13 protein-coding genes and 1 pseudogene are annotated in these 17,927 nt (G+C 55.8%); 13 read left to right on the forward strand and 1 reads right to left on the reverse strand.

What is annotated here, in order from left to right:
• Positions 1 to 8: 8 nt before the first annotated feature.
• From ACK8P7_RS00630 to ACK8P7_RS00650, 5 genes are all read left to right on the forward strand, one after another.
• Positions 9 to 2,480 carry an ATP-binding cassette domain-containing protein gene (locus ACK8P7_RS00630; RefSeq protein ID WP_410042289.1) on the forward strand — a complete coding sequence of 824 codons (2,472 nt, stop codon included), beginning with the start codon at positions 9 to 11 and terminating at the stop codon, positions 2,478 to 2,480.
• Between the two features lie 182 nt (positions 2,481 to 2,662).
• On the forward strand, positions 2,663 to 3,673 hold the full coding sequence (locus tag ACK8P7_RS00635) for a LacI family DNA-binding transcriptional regulator (RefSeq protein ID WP_410042290.1): 1,011 nt from the start codon (positions 2,663 to 2,665) through the stop codon (positions 3,671 to 3,673).
• Between the two features lie 320 nt (positions 3,674 to 3,993).
• The gene (locus ACK8P7_RS00640; RefSeq protein ID WP_410042291.1) at positions 3,994 to 5,409 is read left to right on the forward strand and encodes an MATE family efflux transporter; all 1,416 of its coding nucleotides are present in this window, start codon (positions 3,994 to 3,996) and stop codon (positions 5,407 to 5,409) included.
• A gap of 103 nt (positions 5,410 to 5,512) precedes the next feature.
• Positions 5,513 to 6,379 carry an NAD(+) diphosphatase gene (gene nudC, locus ACK8P7_RS00645; RefSeq protein WP_410042292.1) on the forward strand — a complete coding sequence of 289 codons (867 nt, stop codon included), beginning with the start codon at positions 5,513 to 5,515 and terminating at the stop codon, positions 6,377 to 6,379.
• Entirely contained in the window at positions 6,376 to 7,389 is a 1,014-nt protein-coding gene (locus ACK8P7_RS00650; protein ID WP_410042293.1) for an asparaginase, read from the forward strand. The genes nudC and ACK8P7_RS00650 overlap by 4 nt, the downstream gene beginning before the upstream one ends.
• Positions 7,390 to 7,446: 57 nt before the next feature.
• On the opposite strand, the gene ACK8P7_RS00655 is transcribed toward ACK8P7_RS00650, so the two are convergent.
• Positions 7,447 to 8,103 (reverse strand): hypothetical protein, encoded by a 657-nt coding sequence (locus tag ACK8P7_RS00655; RefSeq protein WP_410042294.1) that lies wholly within the window; start codon positions 8,101 to 8,103, stop codon positions 7,447 to 7,449.
• Between the two features lie 140 nt (positions 8,104 to 8,243).
• Between ACK8P7_RS00655 and ACK8P7_RS00660 the strand changes: the two are divergent.
• From ACK8P7_RS00660 to nusA, 8 genes and pseudogenes are all read left to right on the forward strand, one after another.
• Positions 8,244 to 9,194 (forward strand): annotated as a pseudogene (locus ACK8P7_RS00660) (efflux RND transporter periplasmic adaptor subunit); the annotation flags it as partial.
• 188 nt (positions 9,195 to 9,382) lie between these two features.
• Positions 9,383 to 10,222 (forward strand): ATP-binding cassette domain-containing protein, encoded by an 840-nt coding sequence (locus tag ACK8P7_RS00665; RefSeq protein ID WP_410042596.1) that lies wholly within the window; start codon positions 9,383 to 9,385, stop codon positions 10,220 to 10,222.
• A 381-nt stretch (positions 10,223 to 10,603) separates the two neighbouring features.
• Complete coding sequence (locus ACK8P7_RS00670) at positions 10,604 to 12,199, forward strand: CTP synthase (RefSeq protein ID WP_410042295.1); 1,596 nt, start codon at positions 10,604 to 10,606, stop codon at positions 12,197 to 12,199.
• A gap of 126 nt (positions 12,200 to 12,325) precedes the next feature.
• Positions 12,326 to 13,351, forward strand: a complete 1,026-nt coding sequence (locus tag ACK8P7_RS00675) for a putative manganese transporter (protein WP_410042296.1) — start codon at positions 12,326 to 12,328, stop codon at positions 13,349 to 13,351.
• Positions 13,352 to 13,473: 122 nt separating this feature from the next.
• Complete coding sequence (locus tag ACK8P7_RS00680) at positions 13,474 to 14,742, forward strand: BTAD domain-containing putative transcriptional regulator (protein ID WP_410042297.1); 1,269 nt, start codon at positions 13,474 to 13,476, stop codon at positions 14,740 to 14,742.
• Positions 14,743 to 14,864: 122 nt separating this feature from the next.
• The gene (locus ACK8P7_RS00685) at positions 14,865 to 16,241 is read left to right on the forward strand and encodes a sodium-dependent transporter (RefSeq protein WP_410042298.1); all 1,377 of its coding nucleotides are present in this window, start codon (positions 14,865 to 14,867) and stop codon (positions 16,239 to 16,241) included.
• A 132-nt stretch (positions 16,242 to 16,373) separates the two neighbouring features.
• Entirely contained in the window at positions 16,374 to 16,778 is a 405-nt protein-coding gene (gene rimP / locus ACK8P7_RS00690; protein ID WP_410042299.1) for a ribosome maturation factor RimP, read from the forward strand.
• A complete protein-coding gene (gene nusA / locus ACK8P7_RS00695; RefSeq protein WP_410042300.1) occupies positions 16,778 to 17,923 on the forward strand; it encodes a transcription termination factor NusA in 1,146 nt (381 codons plus the stop codon). Before rimP ends, nusA begins: the two co-directional genes overlap by 1 nt.
• The last annotated feature ends 4 nt before the right edge of the window (positions 17,924 to 17,927 follow it).

Genomic DNA, 17,927 nt, shown 5'->3' on the forward strand with positions numbered 1-17,927 from the left:
AGGCAGCTATGAGCGATATTTTACGGGATCTCGTGGAGCCGGCAGAGCTCGTCGCGATCAGCGTCGGCGGCGAATCGGTTCAGTTTAAGGTGGAAAGGGGCCTGACCCTCGGGCGGCGACGTCTGTTCGGTCGCAGAAGCCAGGCCGAGATCGCGCTTGAGTATCCTTTCCTCGCACATACGCAGGGAAAGCTCGCCCACTATCTCGGCGAGTGGCACTACGAGAATCTGACGAATGCCAACACGACGAGCATCAACGGTGTTGCGCTGCCAAAGGGAGAGGACCGTCTGCTTCAGAACGGCGACATCATCCGCATCCAGAAGGCGGGCGAGCAGCTGATTCTCGTGTTCCTGCTCCGTTTCGACGGTGAGCTCGTCTGGAAGAAGCTGCCGCTCCGGAAGGAGCAGTCGGTTTACCATATCTACAGCCATGTCGGGCGAGGCCTCTCATCTCCTGAAGTGGACAGCCTGGAGAAGCCGGATGAGCACCATGCGCTGATCCGCTACATCTACGGTCACTGGCAGGTGGAGGATGTTAAGACCGAACGTGGCGTCTATGTCAACCAGAAGCGTGTCGATGGCGTCATGGTCCTCTCGCCGAACGACGTCATCAACATCGGTGACACCGTCTTTTATTTCGCCGGCGATTATCTCGCGTACAACCACACAACCTTCCGGAACCACGATCTCCAGATCCACATCGATAATCGCTCGGTCGGCAGCTTTCTGAAGCGGCGACTGCTCCTGAAGGATATCAAGCTCAGCATCGAGCCGGGCAGCATGGTGCTGATCCTCGGCGGTTCCGGCTCCGGGAAGACGACCTTCATCAATGCCGTCACCGGCTATGAAAAGGCCCATGCGGAGATAAAGCAGGGCGACCTCGACGTCTATGAGGACTATTCCCGAATGAAATATGAGATCGGTATGGTGCCGCAGCAGGAGCTTCTGCGTGGCGATGATACCGTCATCATGACCCTGACAAATGCAGCGCAGATGCGCCTCCCGGAGGGCACACCGACGGCGGAGCGGAAAAAGCGGGTTGAGGAAGTTCTCGCGCTCTTCGGCCTAACGCCGGTGAAGGATGAGCTGGTCGATAAACTCTCCGGCGGGCAGCGGAAGCGCTTAAGTATCTGCGTTGAATTCATCTCAAACCCAAGTCTCTTCGTGCTCGACGAGCCGGATTCCGGTCTCGACGGTGTCATGGCACGTGATCTCATGGAGCAGCTTCGGAAGATCGCGAATCAGCAGAAGATCGTCATGGTGATCACCCATACGCCGGACCGTGTCATCGATCTCTTCGATAAGGTCATCGTCCTCGCAAAGAACAGTCAGCATACCGGACAGCTCGCCTTCTATGGAACGATTCCGGAGGCGCGTCAGTTCTTCGGGCGCGACACCATGGAGGACATCATCCTCGCCATCAATCCGGAAAACGAAGGCGGCGAGGGACTCGCGGATCACTATATCGAGGCCTTCCGGGCCTATCGTGAGGCGGAAGCCGCGAAGGAGACGAAAAGCACGACCACGACGGCACGGCAGGAGGGCATCGCGGATACCTATCGACCGACGCATACCCGCCGTCCGGCCCAGGTGAAGATCTACCTCGGGAAGCTGTTCCGTCTCTTCATCCATGAGCACGACTGGGTACTGCTCCCGCTGTCGGCCATCATCTCACTCATGGTGGCTTTCGTCGTCGGGAAGAGCCTGTTTGCCAATATGGAGCGCCTGCAGGCGGGTGCCTTTGCCCTCGTCTGCGTCTGCATCTGGAACGGCTTCTTCAATTCCATCCAGGTCGTCTGCCGGGAGCGTGCGATCATCAAGCGGGAGCACCGCGCGGGACTCCATATCAGTGCGTATATCATGGCACACATGCTGTACCAGGCGCTGATCTGCCTCCTGCAGGTTCTGATTTCCGTCGGCATCTATGTCTGGTACGGCATCCGCTTCCCGGTCGGCAGCATTGTCACAGGAAACTTCCTGGTCGACTTCGCGATGACGCTCTGGATCATCACCTATGCCGCTGACCTCGTCGCACTGATGGTGTCCTGCATCGTGCGCACTACGACCTCAGCGATGACCGTCATGCCGTTCCTGCTCATCGTGCAGCTCGTGTTTGCCGGTATCATCTTCCCGTTTGACGGAGGCGCCGCAGAGCTCGTTGAGAAGCTGACCATCAGCCACTGGGGCACCGTCGCGATCTGCTCTATCGCCGATTACAACGCGTTGCCGAGCCATGCGCTTTTCGCCTCGATCTATCAGTTTCGGAGCATTCCGGAGGTGCAGAAGATCGTCGATTACATCCAGTCCTCGGATCTCCGCATGAAGATGGATATCCTCTGCGCGAAGCAGATGCAGAATCCGCTCTATGCCGGCACCGTGGAGAACATCCTGAAGAGCTGGGGCGTCATCCTGCTGATCGGCCTCGTCGCCATCGTGGTCGGTATCATCAGTCTCGAGTTCATCGACCGGGATAAGCGATAGTGAATATGTCCGTATCGAAGCTCTAAACGCAGAGGGGCGTTATCTGGTGAAAGATGGACAGACATGACAGAAAAGCACGGCCAGGGCTTGATTGCTTTGTTGACTTTCGTTAAAATACTAGTAAAATATATTCAGTTGATTAAACCAGTTAACTGTAGCAGCATGTCGAATGGGGGAAGACGATGGGACGTGATGGAAAAATAACCATTAAGGACATCGCCGAGATGGCTGGGGTTTCGAAGACGACGGTTTCGTTCTATCTGAACGGGAAAACCGAGAAGATGTCTGAGGAAACCCGTATGAAGATTCAGGAGATCATCCTCCGAACCAACTACCGTCCGAATGTTGCTGCCCGTACACTGAACCAGAAGAAAACGAACCTCATCGGTGTCATCATCGGTGATATCACGAACACCTTCTCAAATAAAATCGTGAAGGGGATCGAGGATACCGCTCGAAAGCATGGCTACCAGACGCTGATCGGAAATTCAGGCTATGATCCGAGGCGGGAGTCCAGCTACGTGAATCGTATGCTGACCCTCGGTGCGGATGGCTTCATCATCCAGCCGACCCCGGGCTTCCATGAGACCTCGAAGCTGATCACGGATCTTAAGAAACCGTTCGTCTACTTCGACAGTAAGGTGTATGAGGATGATTCCTTCTGGGTGAAGACCGATAACTATACGGCGACCCATAAGGCGATGCAGGAGCTGATCGCGCGCGGTTATCGGAACTTCCTGATGATCGGTGCCGATCCGTCGAAGCTGAGTACACGTATCGAGCGTTCCTCCGGCTTCATCGACTGTATCACGGAGAGCGGTCTCAGCTTCCAGAGTCTGGAGATCCGCGATGGCGCGATCAACCATGCAGATATTCTCTCCTTCGTGCAGAGAAATCTGAAGGATACAGATGCAACCCTGGTGTATGTTCCGAACTGCTGGGCACTTCCGGAGGTCTGTGATGCATTACAGCCGCTCCGTGATCGGATTCCGCAGAAGCTCGGCATCATCGGTTTCGATAATACCGAATGGGCTTCCTTCTCCAGCCCGAGAATCACGACCATCGTCCAACCTGCCTACGAGGAGGGACAGAAGGCCGCCGAAATCCTCATCGATCAGATCGAGGAGAAATACGAGGAGAAGTCTCATGAGACGCTTAAGTGCTCTGTACATTGGAGTGAATCAACACTGTGACCCCCTCACAGTGGGATTCCCTTTCTCTCCAACCTACAGAAACTTTAGCTATGCGGGTGGAAGCACTAGCTACGTTTCCGCTCGTGATGGCAGCTGTCAGGTATAAGCAGCCAGGACACTGCCGCATATAAAAACCGCCCGGCACTTTTGTGGTGTGCCGGGCGGTTTTCTATTGTCATGGGGACATGGGATGTCGGGGAAGCGGTTACGCTCCCCGCTCTCGACGCGGCTCTGTAAATCCCTGCCCGGACTATGGAAATGCGCGTTCGAATCCGCTATAATGAACGCTATGAAAACGCTTACAGGGAATGGGGCAGGCCATGTACTATAAATTACTGAAACTGAAAAACCGTGTTTATGATGCAGCTAAGATCGACTGGGACCATATGATGTTCGACCGTTCGGCGATCTGGAAGCTGCTGATCCCGCTGATGATCGAAAATCTGCTCGCGAGCTTCATGGGTATGGCGGATTCCATGATGGTCACCCGAATCGGCAGTGCAGCGATCTCGGCCGTTTCCCTCACAGATTCCATCAACAACCTCGTCATCCAGCTTTTTTCCGCGATGGCGACCGGTGGCACGATTCTCTGCTCGCAGTACATCGGCAGCGGTGACCCGAAGAAGGCCAATGCAGCTGCCCGCCAGGTCGTGTTATCGATGACGTCGATCGCCATCGTCATCACGCTCTTTTCGGAGGCCCTGAACACGCAGATCCTCCGACTCGTGTTCGGCAGCGTGGAGCCGGCGGTACTGTCCGCGGCGGAAACCTACTTCCGCTTTACCGCAGCCTCCTTCCCGTTCCTCGGGCTCTATCAGATCGGTGCCGCCTTTTACCGTGCCGGTGGAAACAGCCGCTTCCCGATGAAGGTTTCGGTGATTTCGAACGTGATGAACATCATCGGAAACGCCATCTTCATCTTCGGCTTTGGCTGGGGTGTCGCCGGTGCAGCGCTCTCGACCCTGCTGAGCCGTATCCTGGCGGCGATCATCCTCTTCGTGTTCCTGCGGAAGCCGAAGCAGGTCATCGTGCTGCGGGATTACCGGATCCAACCGGATTTCGATATGATCGCGCGTATCCTCGCCATCGGTATCCCGTCCGGTATCGAGAACAGCATGTTCCAGTTCGGTAAGCTCGCCATCCAGTCCTCGGTATCGACCCTCGGCACGACCGCCATCGCGGCACAGGCCATGGCCATCATCTTCGAGAACATCAACGGGATCGGCGGACTCGCGGTCGGCATCGGCCTCATGACGATGGTGGGGCAGACACTCGGTGCCGGGCGGAAGGAGGAGGCGAAGTACTACATCGTCCACCTCATGGATATCTCGAACTGGATCATCATCTTCTCCTGTGCCATCACCTTCGTCGCCTGCAAGCCGGTGATGTGGCTCGCCGGGATGGAGCCGGCGGCCGCGAAGATCTGTTACGATATGGTCATCTTCATCACGATCTCGAAAATCTTCATCTGGGTACCGAGTTTTCTTCCTTCCTATGGACTACGCGCCGCAGGTGATGTACGATTTACGATGATCGTATCTTCACTGTCCATGTGGATCACGAGAGTCGCGATGGTGACCTATCTCATCCGTGTATGCGGGATGGGTCCGATCGCCGTCTGGATCGGTATGGCGAGCGACTGGTGTGTACGTGGTGCCTTCTTCCTGTATCGTTTCATGAGTGGGAAGTGGCTGTCACACTCGGTGATCGAGCATCCGGCAGAAGAACACAGCTAGGCGTGAGGCCACCGGGTGTCGGCAGAAGCATTGCCCTGCTGCGCACTGGGATGCGATCGTATCTCGTCATCTCTATAACTATGTATATATTTGGAGGAGCCCTATGATTCAGGATATTTACCCACATAAGCTGATCAATCACTACGATCCATCGAAGACGGCGAAGCCGGAGAGCTTCGTACTGAACTTCGCCGGTGCACGCCGGGATGCCGTCTTACTGCGTATGCTGGATACGACGAGCTTCACCTTCCCGACCTTTCAGGAGGTGCAGGCGCAGGGAAACATCCCGGTCGAGACGAGTCATCTGATCTATCTGTTCACGGTGGACGAGGATGATTACTTCCTCCTGCCAGAGGTCGAGCTGAGTCTTCCGGGCTATACGCGGGCGACCCTGCATGATCTGCGCGAGTCCCTGGCCGGTCCGAAGTGGCGCCAGTTCATCAACAGCACGGCACTGCAGCTCAGCAACTGGTATCATCAGAACCGTTTCTGTGGCAGCTGCGGTTCCCGGACGAAGCTCGGAAAGATCGAGCGTGCGATCCGCTGCCCGGAGTGCGGACGCATCATCTATCCGCGTATCGTGCCGGCGGTCATCGTCGGCATCACCCACGGAGATGAGATCATCCTCACGAAGTATGCGCGCGGCTTCGCGCACTACGCGCTCGTCGCCGGCTTTACGGAGATCGGGGAGACCCTCGAGGAAACCGTGCAGCGGGAGGTGATGGAAGAGGTGGGGCTCAAGGTGAAGAACATCCGCTACTATAAGTCACAGCCGTGGGGCATCGTCGATGATATCCTGATGGGCTTTTTCTGTGATGTGGATGGCGATCCGACGATCACGATGGATCAGAGCGAGCTGAAGCTGGCCTCCTGGTTTAAGCGGGAGGAGATCGTCCTGCAGCCGGATGATTTCAGTCTGACGAATGAGATGATGTGTCTCTTTAAGGACGGAAAGGAGCCGAGAGCGTGAAGAAGATACTGCTTTTATGTACCGGGGGCACGATCGCCTCGGTGAAGACAGAGGACGGCCTGAAGCCGGCGCTGACCGCGGAGGAGCTGCTGAGCTACGTACCGGAGGTGAAGCGCTTCTGCGACGTGGATGTGCTCCAGGTCTGCAACATTGACTCGACCAACATGGCACCAGAGGTCTGGGGACAGATCGTGCATGCGGTCAATGAAAACTACGACCGCTACGATGGCTTCGTCATCACGCACGGCACGGATACCATGGCCTACAGCTCGGCGGCGCTCAGCTATATGATTCAGAATGCGCGGAAGCCGATTGTGATTACGGGCTCTCAGAAGCCGATCAACATCGACGGCACCGACGCGAAGGATAATCTGCGGGACAGTATCGTCTATGCCTGCGACAGCTACTCTCAGAACGTGTCACTCGTGTTCGACGGCAATGTCATCGCCGGTACGCGGGCGAAGAAGATGATGGCGCGCTCGTTTAACGCGTTTCACAGTGTGAATTTCCCGGTGCTGGCGCGGATTCAGGATGGACATATCATCCGCTATATCCCGTATGAGCCGATCCGGAAGCCGGTCGAGTTTCAGGAGACAGTGTCGGATGCGATCTGCATCATGAAGCTGATCCCGGGCTCGCGGCCGGAGCTGCTGGCGTACCTCTTCGATAATTATGACTGCATCGTCATCGAGTCCTTCGGCGTCGGCGGTATCCCGGACCAGCTGCTCGACAAGTTCTATGCCGAGATGGAGAAGTGGGCAGCGAAGGGGAAGTTCATCGTGATGGCGACGCAGGTCGTGAATGAGGGCTCCAACATGGAGATCTACCAGGTCGGTCAGAAGGTGAAGAAGGATTTCAATCTCATCGAGGCCTACGATATGACCCTCGAGGCGACGATCACGAAGCTCATGTACCTGATGGCACGCTATCCGAAGGATTACACACAGATCCGAAAGGGCTTCTACACCCCGGTGAACAACGATATCCTCTGCGCGTTCGAGGAAGCCTGAAGAAACAGAACCTCCGGCGGCAGCCCCTAAAAGGCTGGTCGCCGGAGGTTCTGTCTATCAGGCCATCGGGAGCTCGACGCGGAAGGTGTTGATGCCCTCGGCAGATTCGGCCCAGATACGGCCTTTATGATTTTTTACGATGTTCTCGGCGATGGAGAGGCCGAGGCCGTAGCTGTGATTCATCGCACGGGCTTCGTCGACCGGGCGTACCGCCCAGCGCGCGAAGAAGATGCTGATGACGAGGAAGCTGGCGAAGCTGCCGAGGCCGATGATGACGCAGGTCCGGTAGAGGTTCTGCATCGTCGCGATCTCGGAGGAGATATCCATGAAGATGATGATCTGGCCATCCGTGGACGCAGGTTCGGCCTCCGCCGGTCTGTCCGGCACGTGAACTTCAGCTCCGCCGTCGCTGTCTGCAGGGGCGTCTTCACCGGCAGACGACGAGGTCGCTTCGGCGGTCGGCGCCGTCTCCGGCACCGGATTTCTGTCCGGCGTTTTTCCGTAAGACCACTTCCTCGCGCCGCTTCGATAGTAGCGGAGATTATAGTCGCGGAGGTCGCCGACCTTTTCTTCACTGGCGGTCGCCGCGCTGACGAGCTCCTCGAGGACGGCTTCCGAGCCTTCCCGCGTCAGATCATAGTAGTCGCCATCCATGTCGACGATCTTCCCATCCGCGTCGATCAGTACACGGAAGAACGGAAGCAGTATGTTCATCGTCTTGCTCCGTGAGCGTCAAGAAGCTGCTCGTCCGTGCCGGTGACTATGTGAGCGTCGGTACGGCTATCTTCTCGATGGACGCCGAGGATGCGAGCGACATCCTGAAGACCTACAAGAACAAGGTCTCCGATGCGAAGTCCTCCCTCGAGAATGCACAGTCGAACCTCGACACGACGACCGACAATTACGAAAACTATACGATCACCGCACCGATTTCCGGTACCGTCACGACGAAGAACGTCAATGTCGGCGAGAATGTGCAGAACGGAAACTCTGCGACCGCACTGGCCGTCATCTATGACCTTTCCGAGGTCACCTTCGAGATGAACATCGATGAGCTCGATATCTCGAACGTGAAGGTCGGACAGAAGGTCGAGGTCACGGCAGATGCCTTCGAGGATCAGACCTTCGAGGGCACCGTCACGAAGGTGTCCATGGAGGGTACGGCGGCGAACGGTGTCACCTACTATCCGGTCACCGTCACGATGACGGAGTACGGTGATCTGCTCCCGGGCATGAACGTCACCGGCGTCATCAACCTCGATGAGGCGGAGGATGCACTCGCGATTCCGGTGGATGCACTCCAGCGTGGCAACAAGGTCTATGTAAAGGATTCCACGACGTCGAAGAAGGCCGAGCCTTCCACTCAGGGTACCGCTGCTGCAGGTGATGGAAAGCCGGAAGGTACAGCAGATGGCCAGCCGGAAGGAAATGCAGCGGGCGAGAAGCCGACGAATGCCGAGAAGTCGACGGATACAAAGAGCTCCGGTAAGAGTGAAACGTCCGGCGATCAAAATACGAAGAGCAGCAATGTGCCGGAGGGCTTCCACGAAGTTGCGGTCACCACGGGTCTCACCTCCGACGAGTACGTCGAGATCCTGTCCGGTGATCTCTCCGAAGGCGATGAAGTCTATATTTCACAGTCCAGCGTCAGCAGCTCAACTGACACGATGATGCCAGGCATGGGCGGCGGCATGGGTGGTGGTAACCCAGGTGGTGGCAGCATGGGTGGTGCTAACGCTGGCGGCAGTAGTAATCGCGGCGGCATGGGTGGCGCTAACCCAGGTGGCGGCGCTCCGATGGGTTAAACGGAGGTGATGCTATGAGTGTGATCAATAAAGTCGACGAATACGCCGAAAATCACGAGGAAATCGCGAAGCTGCGGGCCGCGCAGGCGGCCCAGGGCGTCGATGGTGCAGCCGGTCCCTATATCCCGCCGGAGCATGACGGGGAGGTGCCTTTCCTGCAGCTCGAAGACATTTACAAAATCTACCAGATGGGTTCCGAGGAGGTGCATGCGAACGACGGTATCAGCGTAAACATCTACCATGGGGAATTCGTCGCCATCGTCGGCAAGTCCGGTTCTGGCAAGTCGACCCTCATGAACATCATCGGTGCCCTCGATGTGCCGACGAAGGGAGAGTATCTGATTCAGGGGGTCGACACCTCCCACATGGCAGACGACGAGCTCGCCGCCATCCGGAATCATAAGATCGGCTTCATCTTCCAGCAGTACAACCTGCTTCCGAAGGATAATCTCGTGGACAATGTCTCCCTGCCGCTCCTCTATGCCGGACTCTCGAAGTCGGATCAGCGGAAGCGTGCGATGAAGCAGCTCGAGCGGGTCGGCCTCGCGGACAAGTGGATGCAGCATCCGGCCCAGCTCTCCGGCGGTCAGCAGCAGTGTGTGTCTATCGCGCGTGCCCTCGCCGGTGATCCGGAGCTCATCCTCGCGGATGAGCCGACCGGTGCGCTGGACACGAAAACCTCCCGCCAGGTCATGGGCTTTTTACAGGATATCAATCAGGACGGAACGACCGTCGTCATGATCACGCACGATAAAGCGCTGGCCCTCGGTGCGAAGCGTCGGACGATTCTCTCGCAGTTCGTCATCGAGGCCGCCGTCACGAGCTCCCTGGGTGGCTTCATCGGCATCGCCGTCGGCTTCGTCGGCACGAGTGCTGCCGGAAAAATCATGGGGATCGATGCCTCGCCGACCTTCCTTTCGGTGCTGGTCTCCTTCATGGTCTCTGTGATGATCGGTCTCATCTTCGGCTATCTTCCGGCCCGTCGTGCCGCGGCGCTGAACCCGATCGACGCGCTCCGCTCGGATTGATGCACACGTATTCTGTGCGCCTCTTTCACGACGTTCCGGTACACAAGGGGGTCTGACCCCGATAAACGGGGTCAGACCCCTTTCATTGACGAGAGGCCGGTACTGGCCGTTTTTCGTGAAGTTTCTGTTTGCAATTCGGGGGGAGCGGTGGTATTATTTTTGTGTTTTTATTTTCTGAGCGATGCATGGATGCAGATGCCGGAAAACGAATCTATATTTAATATGATGTGAGGTGGCAATGGCGTCACAGGGGCAAGGAAGAGTGTCCCTGCGTTAGGTCACCTCTTTTTTTGTGCATCGCTGCCGGCGTTACTGTGGGTGGTGATTGCATGGCGCATGAGGCATTGGCCTGCTTCATGGGGGATCATGAAAGGGGAGCATATGATCAAGTACGTATTTGTCACCGGTGGCGTCGTTTCCGGACTCGGAAAGGGTATCACAGCCGCTTCGCTCGGTCGTCTTCTGAAGGCCCGTGGCTATAAGGTTACCATGCAGAAGTTCGACCCGTATATCAATATCGATCCGGGTACGATGAACCCGATTCAGCATGGTGAGGTTTTCGTCACGGATGATGGTACGGAGACGGACCTCGATCTGGGTCACTACGAGCGTTTCATCGACGAGTCTCTGGATCACAGAAGCAATGTCACCTCCGGTAAGGTCTACTGGTCGGTCCTCAACAAGGAGCGCCACGGCGAGTATGAGGGACACACCGTGCAGGTCATCCCGCACATCACGAACGAGATCAAGAGTGATTTCTATCATTCAGATGACAAGAACGAGGATCGCATCGCCATCATCGAGGTCGGTGGTACCGTCGGTGATATCGAGTCCCAGCCGTTCCTCGAGGCGATCCGTCAGTTCCAGCAGGAGGTCGGTCATGAGAATGCCATCATGATTCATGTGACGCTGATTCCGTACCTGCATGCGTCGGAGGAGCTGAAGACGAAGCCGACGCAGATGAGCGTACGTGAGCTCCAGCGACTCGGCCTCCAGGCGGACATCCTCGTCTGCCGTACCGAGTATCCGATTCCACAGGAGATTCGTGAGAAGATCGGCCTCTTCTGTAATGTGCCGGCGAACCATGTACTGCAGAACACGAACGCGGAGTTCATCTACGAGGTGCCGCTCATGATGGAGCACGAGCATCTCGCGCAGTCGGTCCTCGAGTGTCTCCACCTGCCGTGCCCGGAGCCGGATCTCTCCGACTGGACACATATGGTCGAGAATCTGCGTCATCCGAGCCGTGAGACGGTCATCGCCATCGTCGGCAAGTATACGCAGCTGCATGATGCCTACCTCAGTGTCGTGGAGGCCCTGAAGCATGGTGGCATCGCCAATCGTGCGAAGGTGAAGATCCGCTGGGTGGATTCTGAAGAGCTCGAGAAGTCCGGCGCAGAGACGCTGCTCGCCGGAGTCAATGGTATTCTGGTTCCGGGCGGTTTCGGCTCCCGTGGCATCGAGGGCATGATCATGGCAGCACAGTACGCGCGTGAGCATAAGATTCCGTACCTCGGCATCTGCCTCGGTATGCAGATTGCGATCATCGAGTTCGCGCGGGATGTGCTCGGCTGGGCAGATGCCAACTCGACGGAGTTCGATCCGAACACCGAGCATCCGGTGATCGACCTGATGCCGGAGCAGAAGAGCGTCACGGATCTCGGCGGCACGATGCGTCTCGGCGCATATCCGTGCGTACTGAGCGACGGTTCGAAGGCCCATGCCCTCTATGGTACGACACAGATCTCCGAGCGTCACCGTCACCGTTATGAGGTCAATAATGACTTCCGCGCAGAGCTCGAGGAAGCCGGTATGCAGCTCGTCGGTCAGTCACCGGACGGCCATATCGTAGAGATGATCGAGCTTTCGGATCATCCGTACTTCGTCGCTACCCAGGCGCACCCGGAGTTCAAGTCCCGCCCGAACAACGCGCATCCGCTGTTCCGCGGTCTCATCGAGGCGTCTCTTCGTAGATAATTTTCACTCAGGGCCCTTCGGGGCCCTTTTTATATTTACGTGTGTTCATATGATGATTTACGTGTTGACACCTGTGTTATTCTAGAGAACGCGATAAAGAATGACATAAAGGAGAGTAAACATTAGATGGAAATGATTTTAGACGCGTTGTTCGATGCGGTACTGGATACAGCGAAGCTGATTCCGTTCCTTTTGATCACCTATATGGGGATGGAGTACCTCGAGCATAAGGCAGAGAAGCATACGACGGGGATGCTGGAGAAGGCCGGTCACTTCGGTCCGCTGATCGGAGCGGCTGTGGGTATCCTGCCGCAGTGTGGCTTCTCGGCGGCAGCCTCCAGTCTGTTTGCGGGCGGCGTGATCTCGGTCGGCACCCTGATCGCCGTCTTCCTGTCGACCTCCGATGAGATGCTGCCGATTTTTATCTCGGAGGGTGTGCATCCGGCGACGATGCTGCGGATTCTGGCGACGAAGGCGATCCTGGGTCTCATCAGTGGTTTCCTGCTCGACGTCTTCATGCGGCATGGCCGCCATACGAAGGCACCGGAGAAGCATATTCACGATCTCTGTGTGCATGAGCACTGTGACTGCGACGATGATGAAGAGGAAGAGCTTCATACAGAGGCGGCGCATACGCACGAGGCCAATGCAGACGACCACACACATCGTCATGTCGCAGAGGAGCACCAAAGCCACGAGCATGCAGCTGCCCACGCCCATGCAGGACATCATCATCACCATCATCAGAAGGGCTTCATGGGCATCGCCATGCCGGCACTCCATCATACGGTTCAGATCACCGGCTTCATCTTCTTCATCACCCTGATCATCACGCTCCTCGTCGAGGGCATCGGTGCCGAGGCCCTCGGTCACTTCCTCTCCGGAAAGCCGATCGTCGGTGTCTTCCTGGCCGGCGTCGTCGGTCTGATCCCGAACTGTGCTGCGTCCGTCAGCATCACCCAGCTGTACCTGATGGGGATACTGAACGCCGGGCAGATGATGGCCGGTCTCCTGGTCGGTGCCGGTGTCGGACTGCTCGTTCTGTTCCGTACGAATGATCATCCGAATGAGAATCTCCGGATTACGATCATGCTGTATGGGCTCGGTGTCTTCTGGGGGCTCGTGATCGAGTATCTGGGCATCGTATTCTGATGACGGATACGTAAAAATCTTAAATACGGATGCGCTTTTAATTTTTTCGTTTACTTTTTGATTCCAGCCGACTACTATAAATATAAGAACTTTCAATCAGAAAGAGAAGGGCGGGAAGACGTATGCCGACAGATGAAAAGCGTATCGTTATACAGATGCTGGGGCAGTTTGCTGTTTCGGTAGATGGGCAGCAGCTCTACTTCGGAGAAAACAGTAAGGCGAATTTTCTGAAGCTGATCCAGGTGATTTTCTTACATCATGAGACCGGAATCGCGAAGCGGGAGCTGATCGACTATGTATTCGCTTATAAGGAGCTGCTGGATGAAAACAACAGCCTGAATAATCTGCTTCATCAGGCACGGACGCAGCTGAAAAAAAGCGGGATGCCAGGGAAGCGCTATATCGAAGGCAAGAAGGGCATATATACACCAGAGCGGCCGGAGGGCTATCGCTTTTCGTATGATTTCGCAGACTTCCGACGACTCTGTCAGAGGGCCCAGGAGGCCGTCGCACCGGAAGAGAAGGCGGCCCTCTACGAGCAGGCTGGTGCGCTGTACCAGGGCGAGCTTCTGCCGGATTTTGCGACCGAAAACTGGGTCATCGTCGAGTCTATCCGACTGAAGGAAAGCTATGATGAGCTGGTACGCTTCCTCGGTGATTTTTACCGTAAAAAGCAGGATTATGATCATTTATACCAGCTGTATGCCCAGGCGGCCCGGATTTACCCGGAGAGCGGCTGGCAGATTCAGCTGATCGATGCGATGATTCTGAAGAAACAGACGAAGGAAGCCTATGAGCTGTATAATAAAACCGCCCACTACTATCTGGACGAGCTGGAGGTTCCACTTCCGGATGAGCTCGTGCAGTGCTACGCCCGCATCTATGAGGAGCTGAAGGTCGTGTCGGAGAACATCGGAGATATCCAGGCGGATATTCTGAAGCGGGATGCGGCACTGAAGAGCGGTGAGGATACGGAGCCGCGGACCGGTTCCTACTACTGTGCGTACGCAAGCTTCATCGATGTCTATAATGTGCTTCGTCGGAATATGTCCCGCCGTGGCAGCAGCATCTTCATGATGCTCTGTACCCTCGTCGATTACGAGGGAAAGCCGATTCAGAATCCGGAAAAGCTGAACGCACGCTCTGAGGCGCTGAAGCAGGCACTGTATGAAGGACTGCGTCAGGGCGATGTGTTTACGAAGTACAGCTCGAGCCAGTATCTGCTCCTGCTGATCGGTACGAAAAAGGAGGACTGCAGCATCATCTATCAGCGCCTCGCACGGAAGCTGAAGGAGCTGACCGGACCACGCGCAGAGCTTCGCTATCGCATCGTATCGCTCGCTGAGATCCCGGCTGTCCTGGACAAAACGAAAAATGTTGAAAATGGTTAGTGCAAAATAATCAGAAACTGTATAAAATAGTGTATCTGTCTGAGTTTATCTGAAATATCGCTTTACCTTCGATGTTTCAGATATGGAATGACAGATACACTTTTTTTATGGGGGAAAACACTATGGGTAAACGGGAAGGCTTTAAGTCCCGCATCGGCTTCATCCTGGTCAGTGCCGGATGTGCCATCGGCATCGGAAACGTATGGAAGTTTCCTTATCTCGTCGGACAGAACGGCGGCGGTATCTTCGTGCTGTTCTATCTGATTTTTCTGGTCATCATGGGGATCCCGGTGCTCACGATGGAGCTCGCCGTCGGACGGGCATCGCATAAGAGTGCCGTGCGCGCCTATGAGGCACTGGAACCGAAGGGAAGTAAGTGGCATATTCATGGCTGGTTTGCGACCGCTGGTTCCTATCTTTTGATGATGTACTACACGACGGTATCCGGCTGGATGCTGTCCTACTTCTTCAAGTTCATCCTGGGCGTCTTCGATGGCATCCGCACGGAAGCCGCTGATGAGGTCTTTGCGAAGCTGATGAACGCTCCGGAAGAGATGATGCTGAGCATGGCCGTGACCGTACTGGTCGGCTTCCTGGTCTGCTCCTTCGGCCTTCAGAAGGGTCTCGAGAAGGTGACGACGGTTATGATGACGGCATTGCTCGCACTCATCGTCGTACTGGCCTTCCACAGCCTGACGCTTCCGAACTCGGCGGAGGGCACACGCTTCTACCTGGTTCCGAGCCTCGCGCGTGTCGCAGAGCAGGGCGGCGGCAGTATGCTGAAGGGACTCGGCTCCGTGATCTCCGCCGCGATGAATCAGGCCTTCTTCACACTGAGCCTCGGCATCGCATGCATCGAGATCTTCGGTTCCTATATGTCGGACGATTATACACTGGTCGGCGAGTCTGCGCGTATCTGCGTGCTTGATACCTTCGTCGCGATCATGTCCGGTCTGATCATCTTCCCGGCCTGCTTCGCCTTTAACGTGCAGCCGGATGCCGGTCCGAGTCTGATTTTCCTGACCCTGCCGAAGGTGTTTATGAATATGGCGGGTGGACGCCTCTGGGGCGCCATGTTTTTCCTGTTCATGAGCTTCGCAAGCTTCAGCACCGTCATCACCGTCTTCGAGAATCTGCTCTCGACCTCCATCGACAACTTCGGATGGGAGCGAAAGAAGGCTGTCTACCTGAACTGCATCTTCGTGCTGCTCGCCAGTGTGCCGTGCGTTCTGGGCTTTAATCTCTGGTCAGATCTCCATATCATCGGTGCCCGTGGCGTCCTGGATTCCGAGGATTTTATCGTATCAAACATCCTGCTTCCGGCCGGTTCGCTCATCTACCTTCTGTTCTGTGTGAGCCGCTGGGGCTGGGGCTTCGATCACTACCTCGCAGAGTGCAACAAGGGGGAGGGCCCGAAGCTGCCGGCCGCCATCCGGCCGTACTTCCAGTTCGTCCTTCCGGTACTGATTCTGATCATTCTGATCCAGGGACTGCTCTGAGCTGTTCGCTGAATCACACGAAAAGCCTTGCATTGTCCTGAGGACCGTGCTATAAATATAGAGTATTTGTTGACTAGTTAAAGGAGCAGGCGTTTCGCCCGCTCCTTTAACTTAAGTTTAGAGGAAAATTCAATGCAGGCAAAGGGCAACTATACTGAAAGAGTAAAAACGTACCTCGACAGCTTCTGTCCAAAGGAGGGCTACGGAGTCGACAGCGTTACCTTCACTTATGAGAATAATGAGTGGTATCTGCGTGCGTTCATCTATCGTCTCGACGAGGTGGACATGACCGTAAACGACTGTGCGAAGGTATCCAGACGGCTTTCCAAATGGCTGGACCAGGAGGATTTCATCGATGAGCAGTACATGCTGGAGGTATGTTCGCTCGGATTCAAGGATCAGCCTGGCAATGAAGATGTGATTCCAGAGGATGTCGAAGAGGAGGAAGCGGCGGTCGATGAAGGCGCCGCTGCAGATTCCGAAGACAGCCATGAAGATACAAATGAAGATACACTTACCGGGAGGGGTAAAAACTAATGAACACTGAACTCAGCGAAGCACTCGATTTACTGGAAAAGGAGAAAGGAATCTCGAAGCAGTCTCTCATCGAGGCGATCGAGCTGTCACTCCAGACTGCATGCAAGAACCATTTCGGTTCTGCCGATAATGTGCGTGTCAACGTAGATCCGGACACCTGTGATTATTCCGTCATCGCGGATAAGACCGTCGTAGAGGAAGTTTTCGATAAGAACACAGAAATCTCACTCGCCGATGCCAGACTGATCAATCCGGCCTACACGCTGGGCTCCATCGTTCCGGTGAAGGTGGATTCCAAGAGCTTCGGACGTATCGCGACCCAGAACGCAAAGGGCGTGATCGTACAGAAGATCCGTGAGGAGGAGCGTAAGGTGCTCTATAAGGAGTACTACTCCATGGAGAAGGAGGTCGTGACTGGTACCGTCGAGCGGGATACCGGACGTTCTGTCATCGTAAATCTCGGCAAGGTCGATGGCTATCTCGCAGAGAACGAGCAGATCAAGGGCGAGACCCTCGTGACGAACGAGCGCATCAAGGTGTATGTGGTCGAGGTAAGAGATATGCCGCGTGGTCCGCGTGTCATGATCTCGAGAACGCATCCGGAGCTTGTAAAGCGTCTGTTCGAGGATGAGGTCGCCGAGGTTCGTGACGGTACCGTCGAGATCAAGGCAATCGCACGTGAGGCCGGCTCCAGAACGAAGATGGCGGTCATGTCCCACGATCCGGATGTCGATCCGGTAGGTGCATGCGTCGGTCTGAACGGTTCCCGTGTAAACGCCATCGTCGATGAGCTTCACGGTGAGAAGATCGATATCATCAACTATGATGAGAACCCGGCGTACCTGATCGAGAACGCACTGTCACCGGCGAAGGTGATCGCGGTCATCGCCGATCAGGATAACAACGAGGCGATGGTTATCGTGCCGGATAATCAGCTGAGCCTGGCCATCGGTAAGGAGGGTCAGAACGCACGTCTCAGCGCGAAGCTGACCGGCTATAAGATCGATATCAAGTCGGAGTCCCAGGCACAGGAGCAGGGCATCTTCGACGAGATGGGTATCGACTATCAGAGTGAGGGCGCCGAGGGCGAGTATGAGGACGATATCGCATACGACGAGACGACTTCGGAGGATGAGAACGAGTAACGAA

It is taken from the genome of Oribacterium sp. P9 (assembly GCF_046365365.1).
Lineage (GTDB): Bacteria > Bacillota > Clostridia > Lachnospirales > Lachnospiraceae > Oribacterium.

What these genes read in the sequence shown, in the direction of transcription:
- ACK8P7_RS00680 (WP_410042297.1), top strand. Translation starts at nt 13,474, where the DNA reads ATGCCGACAGATGAAAAGCGTATCGTTATACAGATGCTGGGGCAGTTT.
- ACK8P7_RS00655 (WP_410042294.1), bottom strand. Translation starts at nt 8,103, where the DNA reads ATGAACATACTGCTTCCGTTCTTCCGTGTACTGATCGACGCGGATGGG.
- ACK8P7_RS00685 (WP_410042298.1), top strand. Translation starts at nt 14,865, where the DNA reads ATGGGTAAACGGGAAGGCTTTAAGTCCCGCATCGGCTTCATCCTGGTC.
- ACK8P7_RS00675 (WP_410042296.1), top strand. Translation starts at nt 12,326, where the DNA reads ATGGAAATGATTTTAGACGCGTTGTTCGATGCGGTACTGGATACAGCG.
- rimP (WP_410042299.1), top strand. Translation starts at nt 16,374, where the DNA reads ATGCAGGCAAAGGGCAACTATACTGAAAGAGTAAAAACGTACCTCGAC.
- nudC (WP_410042292.1), top strand. Translation starts at nt 5,513, where the DNA reads ATGATTCAGGATATTTACCCACATAAGCTGATCAATCACTACGATCCA.
- ACK8P7_RS00630 (WP_410042289.1), top strand. Translation starts at nt 9, where the DNA reads ATGAGCGATATTTTACGGGATCTCGTGGAGCCGGCAGAGCTCGTCGCG.
- ACK8P7_RS00640 (WP_410042291.1), top strand. Translation starts at nt 3,994, where the DNA reads ATGTACTATAAATTACTGAAACTGAAAAACCGTGTTTATGATGCAGCT.
- nusA (WP_410042300.1), top strand. Translation starts at nt 16,778, where the DNA reads ATGAACACTGAACTCAGCGAAGCACTCGATTTACTGGAAAAGGAGAAA.
- ACK8P7_RS00635 (WP_410042290.1), top strand. Translation starts at nt 2,663, where the DNA reads ATGGGACGTGATGGAAAAATAACCATTAAGGACATCGCCGAGATGGCT.
- ACK8P7_RS00670 (WP_410042295.1), top strand. Translation starts at nt 10,604, where the DNA reads ATGATCAAGTACGTATTTGTCACCGGTGGCGTCGTTTCCGGACTCGGA.
- ACK8P7_RS00665 (WP_410042596.1), top strand. Translation starts at nt 9,383, where the DNA reads ATGGGTTCCGAGGAGGTGCATGCGAACGACGGTATCAGCGTAAACATC.